Source organism: Cyclobacterium plantarum, assembly GCF_011290685.1.
Lineage (GTDB): Bacteria > Bacteroidota > Bacteroidia > Cytophagales > Cyclobacteriaceae > Cyclobacterium > Cyclobacterium plantarum.
The window spans coordinates 454,706-466,015 of record NZ_JAANYN010000003.1 but is presented as its reverse complement, the minus strand read 5'-3'; the positions used below and the strand labels follow the sequence as shown (position 1 = coordinate 466,015).

Sequence of the window (11,310 nt, the reverse complement as noted above, 5' to 3'; positions counted from 1 at the left end):
ATAGTAAAGAAGACCTATATATTAAATATGCAAAGAGCGCAGGCCCGACAAAAAACCGGGGGTGCGGCAGGTTTGTGGGAGGAAGGATTTTTTTGTCTTGATTTCCTGCCCTCCGGGAGGCGGGTTTGGTACTTTTTCATCAAAGCCTGTCCCGAGCAGCACAGCGAATCGGGAGAAAAAGTACAATAGAAACAAGCTAAATTACCATAAATAGCCTTTAACTCGCCATTATCTATTAAAGAATGAGAAGTTTATATTCCCATATAATGCGAAAAACATATCGTCATCCCGATTTCTGCGTTTTTTAAAAAGTTAATTCTCGCAATGACGGGACTTGTCGTCACTTTTTTATAGCATCCACACTACTCCTGTGCCGCTTTAAAAATCGCATCCAGCAAACTTCCTTCTTCCTTGGTATCATTGCCCAGTTCCCAAAACATGATGCCACCCAGCCCTTTCTCCCGGGCATATTTCGTTTTTGCACTCACAGAAACGGTATCGTCATAGGAAACCATCAGGCTGTCTGTGGCATTGTACATATAGGGTGCTTTGGCCATCTCGTCCCAATAGCGCTGAAAGCTACTGTCCGGTTCATACTTTTCACGGATTTGCTGATAAGCCATCCAGCCAATATGGATACCGCCACTGAGCTGGTAAAGGCCGTTGTTTTCAGGAGGAACGCCCTTCCAAACCCTGCCGTAGAACGCACTTCCAATGACTATTTGACCAGGATCAACACCTTCTTCAATCAGGAAGTCCACGATTTTTTCTGCAGATCTTGGATGGGGATCTAAATTGGATCCCTTCTGGTACAGGCTATCCAAATATGCATGAAATGGCGTACCTTCAATATCCCTACTGCTCACATCTCCAAGAGGGGTATGGTGCCCGGTATATTCGGAAACTCCGGATACCTGATCATAAGTCATTACATTGGTACAATCGGCATATTTCATTACCTGGTTCAGCTCTATGTGCTCGTAGTATCGCTTCCAACCCGCCGAAGCGAAGGTCAGCAGTTTAGGCGTATCGAAGCTGTCCAGCATCTCCCTCAAACCCTTCATCAGTGCGGTGAAATTTTGGGTATCTGCTTCACGGGCCTTGGTGCCGGCACCAGATATTCCCGGATATTCCCAATCCATATCCATACCGTCGAGCTCATAAGATTCGATGAATTCCGAAGCACTTTGGATAAATTTGGCACGGCTCTCCTCAGTTAGCGCCATATCTGAAAATCCATCCGCACCCCAGCCTCCACAGGCAATCATTACCTTGAGCTCGGGATTGCGCTCCTTTTGCTTCACCAAAGCCTGGAGCTTTGGACCTGCTTCCTCAGGGTTTCTGAATTTCATCTCCCCCTCAATCACATGGGTAAAGGAGTAAATAATATGGGTAAGCTTTTCGACGGGTATCTCCTCTGGCTTATAATCCCGCTCGGGCACATAATAGGCCATGATCACAGGTTTTCCCGATTCACCAGTAATTGATGGAGAAATCTCAACCTCCTTGTTTGACTGAGATGAACAAGCATACAAAAACAGTAACAACCAAAACTTGGGGAGAATTGTATTTTTTAATTTCAATGGCATGTTTTTTAGTTTTGAGCGAACAACAGGTGTATACTTATTAGTTTTATTTATTTCTAAAGCTAAAAAAACTAATTTTTTTTGTGAATGTAGAAACAATACCGTAAAAATATCAAAAACCTGCTCCTCTACCAATTCTCCGGACGATGTGTTCAGAGCAAAAGCCACCAAAGAAGTTCTGATTTCATTTTTAAACCAATTACCTCTCAGAAACTTGCCGATATAGTAAATTGTCTTTAGAGAATAGTTTTTCTATCCAAAAAATTGCAATCTCACTATTTTCAAAACCAGCACTTTTGGATTTTTACCCTGACATAAAAGGGCACTCGTTACAACCTCCGGTTTAAAATAATCGCAAATTTTTTCTGTAACTAATCTTTTATCGATTCCTGGGCCTTCAATCTGTAAATGATCCAATTGCACAGAATAGCTCGTATATGCCTAAAGTCATGCAGCTTTCGGTATTTTCGAAGGTAATTCCTTGTGCTTCAATACCTGTATTAAACAGTGATGCGGTTTGAGGAATCCAGCCCTGTTTGGCGATCTGCCGGTAACGATAGGAGGAAATAAAGTCATTGGAACGCCTGCAAAAATATTTACCCAACAACACCATTCAATTTTTAATATGAGTACATCCAACAATTACAACCTGACCGGGTGGCATCCTCTGCCGCGACAAAGTACCATTGCCCGGGAAAGCCAAAACAAGGGGAAAGGAAAAAATAAAGTTCAAACGAAGAAGGCCCATGTGCACGAATCAGTGGTCTTGTATCCGGACCGCCAAACCATAGTTGACCTATTTGAGCAGCAGGCCGAAAAAAATCCGGAGGCCCTTGCTGTAGTGGATGGGGAAAGGCAAATTACTTTCGGGGCCCTTAATGCAAGGGCCAATAAGCTGGCCTACCTGCTGCAGGAAAGGGGCGTGAAAAGTGAATCCCTGGTACCGGTGCTAATAAACCGGTCACTGGAATCGGTAATTGGAATAGTCTCCATCCTAAAGGCTGGTGGGGCGTATGTACCTATTGATCCCTCCTATCCGGAATCGAGAATCCAATATATCCTTGAGGATACCGAAGCCAGGATATTGTTGTTCAGCAGGGATAGTACAGGAAAATTACCTCAAAAGCCCGGACTGCATGCAATTGAAATCGATGGATTGCCCACAACCAACTTGCCTGAATGGAATAGAGAGACCAGGCCAGTTCCGGAGCAATTGGCTTATGTGATTTATACTTCCGGATCTTCGGGCAAACCCAAGGGCGTCATGATAGAACACCGGGCTTTACTGGATCACTGTTTTGGCATCATTGAGGCTGCCGGATTTTCGAATTGCCGGTCCTTTGCCCTAATGTCTCCGCTGGTATTCGATGCCGGGCATTCCCTGTTGCACAGCGCATTTATCCTTGGTGCTGCCCTACATATTATCGCTGATAAGGCAGTCAAAAATGGAAACGTCCTTGCGAACTATTTTAATGATCATGAAATCGATTGTGTAAAGGTGGTTCCCTCTCTATGGCTTAGCTACCTCCGGGATCATTACCTTCCGCTGGCTAGAACAGTGATGTTGTTTGGTGGAGAACCCTTCCCGCTGGCCATACATAAAGCCTTACACCAGGCAAAATACCAAGGCAGCGTTTACAATCATTACGGCCCCACAGAAGCAACCATAGGAAAGTGTATTTTCAAGGTAGATTTGGCTGAGAAATATGAAAAAATCCCAATAGGCAGGCCTTTCTCAAATACACAAGTTTACATTGTGGGAGAAAACCTGAATTTGATGGGTGAAGGAGAAACAGGTGAATTGTTAATCGCCGGGGACGGCCTGGCGCGAGGCTACCTGAATATGCCTCAATTGACCAGTGAAAGGTTCATTTCAAATCCATTTAGTGAAACGGAAAAAAAATGTTACCGCACGGGCGATCTGGTCCGTTGGTCTAAAGATGCTCAACTTGAATACCTGGGCCGGACGGATAACCAAATTAAAGTAAGGGGATTCCGCATTGAACCTGGGGAAATAGAAACGGAACTGGAAAAGCACGAATCGGTCCGGCAGGCGCAGGTGACTGCATATTCCACCGAAAACGGTCAGGAGCATATTGTTGCTTATGTTATTCCGAATGGAGCACTTTCTCCGTCCAAATTGACTGAGTTTCTGAAAAGTTCCTTGCCGCAGCATTTGGTGCCCACACTTTGGCATAGCCTGGATAAATTTCCCCTCACCATCAATGGAAAACTGGATAAAAAATCCCTTCCTGATCCGGTAACACAGTTTAAGCCCTCCAAAGAGCAGCTGGTAGCCCTATATCCATTAGAAAAAAAGTTACTCCGGATCTGGGAAAATCTAAGCGGTATCAAGGGAATCAGCATTGGGGATAACATTTTTGAAATGGGGGGAAACTCCCTGTTGGCTATGCGCTTGACAGCTGCCATCAGGCAGGAGTGGAAAAAGGAAATCTCAGTAAAAGAGGTGTTTTATCATCCCACAATAAAATACCTCGCCAGACTTGTAGATAAACGCCAGGAAAACGAGACCATTAAACTGGAAAGATTTCAAAATCTACAGCATAATTTTCCGCTTTCTTATGGACAGGAAGGTTTGTGGTTGCTGCATCAGCTGGAAGGAAGTGAGGCATACCACCTGTCTCAGGTATTCCAGATCAAAGGAGATTTGCAGCCAAATATACTGGAAAACGCCCTAAAAAGCCTGGTAATGAGGCACCAGATTCTGATAAGCCGCATTGCCATAAACGAAGATGGAACTGCGGTACAGGTTCCCGGAAAACTGTCCAAATGGCGGATGACAAGGGAAAACGGAGAGGCTCGTTATAGTGGGTCTTCAGATCCTAAAGTAACAGAAAAGATAATCCGCATTATTCGCAAGCCTTTTGATTTCAGTTCCGAAGGAATGTTCAGGGCATCCTTAATCACTGTAAGTGAAGGCCATCACCTGCTGGTCCTTGCCATGCACCATATGGTCTCGGACGCCTGGTCCATGGCTATCATCAAAAAAGAGCTTAGCGAAGGCTACAAGCAGTCTCTGAAAAAAGATGCCATAAAATTACCTGCATTGCAAGTCCAATATGCCGACTATACCCAATGGCAGCGTAGCCTTGCAAGGCAAAATGCAATAAAGCCAGGTCTGGAATACTGGAACAAAAAGTTGGCAGGTGTTTCTCCCTTGCATCTTCCATTGGATTTTTCAAGGTCCAGGATGGAAAAGCAGGAGGGCAAAACGCTCCGATTTAGCCTGGACAAGGATCTTTATAATTCGGTAAAAAGAATAGCCCGGGAGCGAAACGCTACAATGTTCATGACGCTGCTGGCTATATTTAAGGTGCTTTTGTACCGGTACTCCGGGCAAAATGACATTTGTATTGGTACTGCTATATCAGGCAGGGAGCAGGAAAACCTCCAGCCCTTAGTCGGGTATTTTGTACGCACCCTTCCGCTCCGCTCTACAATCCATGGTAATCATTCCTTTACAAAAGTGCTTGAGGAAGTGAAAAACAATGCCCTGGAGTTATTTGAACATCAGGAAACTCCTTTTGAAAAGCTGGTTGAGTCCCTGGAAATAGCCCGAATAAAAGGCATGCATCCCTTGTTTCAGCAAATGTTCGTCTATCAGGATGCCTTAACACAATCCCTGGAACTTGAAGGTTGCGAAGTCAACCAACAGCATCCCGACCATGGGACTTCCACCTTTGACCTGACTTTTGAATTGCGGGAGTGCCGCTCAGGACTAGAGGGAAAAGTGGAATTTAAGTCACAACTTTACACACAACATACCATCTCGCGATTTATTAGACACTACCAGCAACTGGTACATGAAATTACCCATGCGCCAGAATTACCTATTGATCAGCTACCGCTGATGGACAAAGCCGAAAAGGAGCAGATCATACTACAGTTTAGCAAGTCACCAAACACGGAAAAAAACCGACAAATACCCGTCCACAGCGTGTTGACCATGATAGCAAACCAAAGATTCGCCAAGCCTGCGGCTACAGCACTGGAATTTGGCGAAGAAAAGATCAGTTATCAGGCCCTGGAGGCAAAGAGTGAACAAATGGCACGATACCTACGGCGAAAGGGTGTGAAAACCGGGGATAAGGTACCGGTATGTCTGCCCCGTTCCGAAGAAATGGTCATTAGCCTCCTGGGTATACTAAAAGCCGGTGCGGCCTATGTACCTATTGATCCAGCGTACCCGGAAGAACGCATCAAATTGCTGGCAGAAGCAGTCCACCCCAGTCTGGTGATCTGTCAATCAGTCCACCTACACTTTTTTGAGCAAGCAACCTCTCTGGTGTTGACGGACCGTGAAATGGATCAAATTTATCTGGAATCTGCAGGGGCTTTATCGCTTCAAATAGATCCGAAATTGCCTGCTTATGTCATTTTTACCTCCGGTTCCACAGGTTCGCCCAAAGGAGTATCTGTCAGTCACCAGGCATTGGCAACATCTACCTTAAGTAGAATTACCTGTTATCCGGAGATCGGAAATTCATTACTGGTTCCTTCCTTTGCTTTTGATTCCTCAGTAGCGGTCATTTTCGGAACTTTGGCAGCTGGTGGAACCTTGCTGCTTTGCCCATCGGCAGATTTGTACCGCACGGAGGAGCTCAGTCTACATCTCAACAAAACTGAAACCCTCCTCTGTGTACCTTCATTTTACCGGTTTTTACTGGAAGAAAACCTATTGGCAAATGCACCTGTAAAGAGGGTGACCGTTGCGGGAGAAAGCCTGAACGAATCTCTGGTTGCCCTTCATTATAATCTCCTGCCCCATGTGGATCTATACAATGAGTATGGCCCAACAGAAGCCACAGTCTGGGCGACAGTGGAAAAATTGGACCGGGAAGATCAGAAGGTGACCATCGGCCGGCCAAATGCCCACTCCAGCATTTACATTTTAGATAACAGTGGTGCTCCGGTTCCCATTGGTCTGCAAGGGGAGGTTTTTATTGGTGGAGAAGGCGTTGCCCAAGGCTACTTTAATCAGCCAAAATTGACCTGCACCAGATTTTTACCAGATCCCTTTTCAAAAAAACCAGGCGCACGGATGTACCGATCAGGTGACCTGGCCAAATGGCTTCCTGATGGAAAGATTTCTTTTTCAGGAAGACGCGACCAACAAGTAAAAATTAACGGATTCCGCATTGAATTGGAAGAAATTGAAGCTGCGCTAAATGGTCTTGCGGAAGTAAAAGTCGCCGCAGTCACCTTGAGCAAAACTCAAAATGGAACAGCCCGGTTGCTAGCCCATGTGGTGGCTGAGAAAAGCCTGTCATTGCTGTCTGATCCGGTGAAAAAGGAACACGTATCCGGTAGCCTGGAAAAGGTGGTTCCCCGGTACATGGTTCCAGGAAATTGGCGGTTTCTCTCTGCCCTCCCATTGACCGCAAATAAAAAAATAGACAGAAATAAACTGTCTGAAATGGGTTTACCTCCGGAAATTAAGGAATCCAGGCCACCTGCTGATCCGGTAGAACTGGCCCTATGTGGAATTTGGAAAAGGATTTTAAACATGGATGAAGTCAGTACGACAACCGATTTTTTCGTAGCAGGAGGACATTCCATTTTGGGCATAAAATTGCTCGCTGCAGTGCGCAGGGAAATGAATGCGGCCATTGGTCTTGGTGATTTGTTTTCAGCGCCTACCATCTCCGGGATGGCAGAAATCATCAGGTCAAATGGCCAGAAAAAGGCTTTACCTCCCATCAAAACAACTGAGGCAAAGCAAATCGGAGAAGTCCCTCTCTCCTACAGCCAGGAAAGTTTATGGGTCATTGACCTGCTTGAAGGTTCGGACCAGTACCATATTCCCCTTGTTCTCAGGTTGAAAGGAGCTATTGATCCGGTGGCTTTGGAAAAGGCGCTGAAACAAATGCTTCTCCGGCACGAGGTGCTGCGTACCGTCATACGACAGAAGGATGGCAAACCTTATCAGCAGGTGATGGACCCTGGAAATTGGAAATTGGCGAAAAGCTCACCCATCTCTGATGAAGATTTACATGCGCAGATCCAATCGATGAACACTGCGCCATTTGATTTGAGCAGGGATTATATGTTACGCGCCGGGCTGTTAACGGCTGGTCCTATGGAAGCTGTTCTGGTAATCACCTTTCACCATATTGCTTTTGACGGCTGGTCGCTTCCTTTATTCCTGGAAGAACTGGCAGATTTTTACAAAGCAGCGTGTAAAGGAGAAAAATGTGTCCTGAGCCCACCGGTTCAATACCGGGATTTTGCCCTTTGGCAGCGGAAATACCTTACCGAAAAGACGCTGCAACCGCAGCTTGAGTATTGGACATCAAAACTAAGGGGAATAACACCTCTCATGAATAGAGAAGGAGAATACAGCGGCCAAAATACGGATAATGCTGGTACTGAGCTTTCCTTCGTCCTTCCGGAAAATCTGAAAAATCGATTGCAACAAATGAGCAATCAGCAGGGAGTCACCCTATACATGACTTTATTGGCAGCTTTTAAGGTCTGGCTGCACCGCTTTTTTGAGCGGGAAACGCTTTGTGTAGGCACACCTACCTCCGGGAGACAGCACCCGGATTTGGAAAAGGCCCTGGGCTATTTTATCAACCCCTTACCCATCAGGTCTTTTATCAGAAAAGGGATGAAATTCACCGATTTCCTGGATCAGGTAAAAACCAATTGCATGGAAGCCTTTGAAAACCAGGACCTGCCTTTTGAGAAAATCGTAGCAGCTACCAACACAGAAAGAATTATCGGGCAAAATCCACTGTTTCAGGTGATGTGCTCCTTGCAGGAAGACAGTCCGGTAGCGCATGAAGCATATCATTGGGGAGAACAGCTGGAACTCACTGCACTTGACAGCCTGCAGATCAAAGCCAAGTATGACCTCAGTCTGATTTTCACTACTACCGGACAAGCTCTGAAAGGCAAAATCACCTGCAAAACCAATAAGTTTGGCGAAGATCAACCGGGTCAATTTGTTACCGAATACCGGCAAATACTCGAAAGGATATCAGGGGACCCTGAGCAGAACATTGGCTCCCTGATCCTTCCTGAGGCTAATCCTCAGTTGTCCGAATCGGCAGCCCTTCCTCCCTTTTTGTCATCGGATTTTATCCCTGTACACAAGCAGATCAGCCAAGCCGCCGAAAGGGATCCTGAAAAAATTGCGGTAGTTTGCAACGAGCAGGCTTTATCCTACCATGATTTAAATCAATCTGCCAATCAACTGGCCCATTTTCTCATCGAAAAAGGCATGGGACCCGGAAAGGTGGTAGGTATCCTGATGGACCGCTCGATTGAGATGATCATCGCCATTTTGGGAACCCTAAAAACCGGCGCAGCCTACCTTCCTGTAGACACAGGACTTCCAGAAAAAAGAATCCTTTACATGCTGCAGGATAGCTGCCAACTGACCATTTCCGGAAAGCCATTTCGCAAGGGTGTGGCTCTGAAAGGGAAACTGCTTGAATGGGATACGTTTACTGCTGCTAAAGAACACCTTCCCCTCTCTGAGCCCGGGCTTCAAACCCGTGCAGAGGATTCGGCTTATATTATATACACTTCAGGCTCTACCGGAAAACCAAAGGGTGTGGTTATTTCCCATGCCAACCTGCACCATTTCCTGACCGCCGTATCCGATTCACCGGGCATTCACCGTGATGACCGATTTCTGGCTGTCAGCTCTGTATCTTTCGATATTGCCATACTGGAAACTCTGCTTCCTTACGTTTATGGTGCCCAATGTTACGTACTGGACGAAAGGCAGCGGAAAGATCCCAGGGAAGTACTGTTGGCCTTCGAAAAATTTGAAATTACTACTGTTTTCGCAACGCCAACCCATTGGAAAATGCTGCTGGAAATCGGATGGGAAAAGCGTTTCGAAAACCTGCGGATTATCAGTGGGGGAGAAGCGCTCTCCCTGGAACTTGCCCAAAAATTATTGCTTCGCTGCAAGACCCTTTGGAATATTTACGGTCCTACAGAGACTACGGTTTTTTCCACGATTAAGGAAATAAATGCTAGTGACAAAGAGATTTCGGTAGGGAAGCCAATTGCCAATACGAAAATCTATATCCTCAACGAACATGGACTCCCGGTTCCGGAGGGCCAGGAAGGAGAAGTTTACATCTCCGGGGCAGGGGTAGCCAAAGGGTACCTCCACCAGCCGGAGTTAAGTAAAAAAAGGTTTTTGAAAGATCCATTTGACTCCTCCGGAGAGCATACCATGTATAAAACCGGGGACCTGGGAAAATCTCTGGCAGAAGGCGAATATGCCGTCCTGGGTAGAATCGACCAGCAGGTAAAAATCCGCGGTCACCGGGTTGAATTGGAAGAAATAGAACGGGTATTGAAAAATGAAGCAAAACTAAAGGAGGTAACCGTCATTTACCTTCAACCTGAAGCTGGAAATGGAATGCTCTTCGGTTTTATTAACGGAACAGCAGAGACCTTTGCTCATAACAAATGGCAACAGGTATTGGGATTGAACGTAATGGAAGTTTCTGAAACGGTTAGCTCTTCCTGGAAAAAGAAGCTGGGAGCACATTTGCCGGCTTATATGGTACCCGATAGGTATTGGTACCTGCAGAAGTTCCCTTTGACCTCCAGCGGTAAACTGGATAGGCGGCAACTGGCCGCAATTGCAGAAATAGGATTGGAAACAAATCCACATATTGATCCGGAAAGCCCAGGCAATCCCATAGATTCGGCCATTGCGAATACCTGGCAAAAAGTACTGCACCTGCCTCGGGTAAACCCCACAGACAATTTCTTTGAAATCGGTGGACATTCTCTGGCAGCAGTTCAGGTAATGGCAGCACTTGAAAGCCGGTTCGGTATCAAACTTCCGCTGGCACTATTTTTCAAGCACCCTGTTTTGAAGGATCTTTCCATGGCCATGCAGTCTCAGGTGACGGAAAAGCAACATTGGGAAAGTTTGGTACCCATAAAGCCTGAAGGCAGTAAAACACCCCTTTTTATGGTGCATGGCGCCGGATTGCATGTAATGCCATTTTATGAACTCACTAAAAAACTGGATCCCAACCAACCGGTCTTTGGGCTACAGGCAAATGGTCTGGACGGTAAGGAGCAACCCTTGGAGAGTATTGAAGCCATGGCGGCACATTACATTGCGGAAATTGAAGGTAAAGCCCATCAGGGTCCATATATATTGGCAGGCTATTCCCTGGGTGGCATTATCGCCTTTGAAATGGCAAAACAATGGCGGCGATCTGGAAAAAAGATAGTGGCCCTAATCCTCCTTGATACCTATGTTTTCCCTTCAAACCCAGATTCCTTTTTTGATAGGTTGGAATTTAAATTCCAGAAGATTTGGTTTGATTGTTCACTTTTGGCACATCATCCAAAGCTTCTATTGAATAAAAAGAAAGCTTCCTGGGAGCGAAAAAAGAGCGTTTTACTGTCCATTTTCAAAAAATCAGAAAATACCGGTCTGAGTCCACTTGAGCAGACCTTGCAGGACCTGAAACGCAGGCACCGTGAAGCCATGTACCGCTATCAACCGACCTATTATGATGGAGAGGTGCATTTGCTGCGGGCAAAAATTCCTACCAATTATTTTCATGACCTCAGGTACCTGGGATGGAAGCCTCTCGTCAAAAAGTTGACCATTCATGAGGTAGAAGGCACCCATACGGAGCTATTTTCTCCGGAGAACAGGAAACACTTAGCGGACACCATTCAGCTAATACTCGATCGAAAAACGTAGTAC

The 11,310-nt window shown here is 45.9% G+C and carries 3 protein-coding genes; 2 read left to right on the top strand and 1 reads right to left on the bottom strand.

All coding sequences use genetic code 11. From position 1 onward, the window contains the following. The first annotated feature begins 27 nt into the window (after positions 1 to 27). On the top strand, positions 28 to 189 hold the full coding sequence (locus tag G9Q97_RS09800) for a hypothetical protein (RefSeq protein WP_166146285.1): 162 nt from the start codon (positions 28 to 30) through the stop codon (positions 187 to 189). Positions 190 to 362: 173 nt separating this feature from the next. On the opposite strand, the gene G9Q97_RS09795 is transcribed toward G9Q97_RS09800, so the two are convergent. Further along, on the bottom strand, positions 363 to 1,589 hold the full coding sequence (locus tag G9Q97_RS09795) for a glycoside hydrolase family 18 protein (protein WP_166146282.1): 1,227 nt from the start codon (positions 1,587 to 1,589) through the stop codon (positions 363 to 365). 514 nt (positions 1,590 to 2,103) lie between these two features. Here G9Q97_RS09795 and G9Q97_RS09790 point away from each other — a divergent pair. Next, on the top strand, positions 2,104 to 11,307 hold the full coding sequence (locus G9Q97_RS09790; RefSeq protein ID WP_166146279.1) for a non-ribosomal peptide synthetase: 9,204 nt from the start codon (positions 2,104 to 2,106) through the stop codon (positions 11,305 to 11,307). Positions 11,308 to 11,310: the final 3 nt, after the last annotated feature.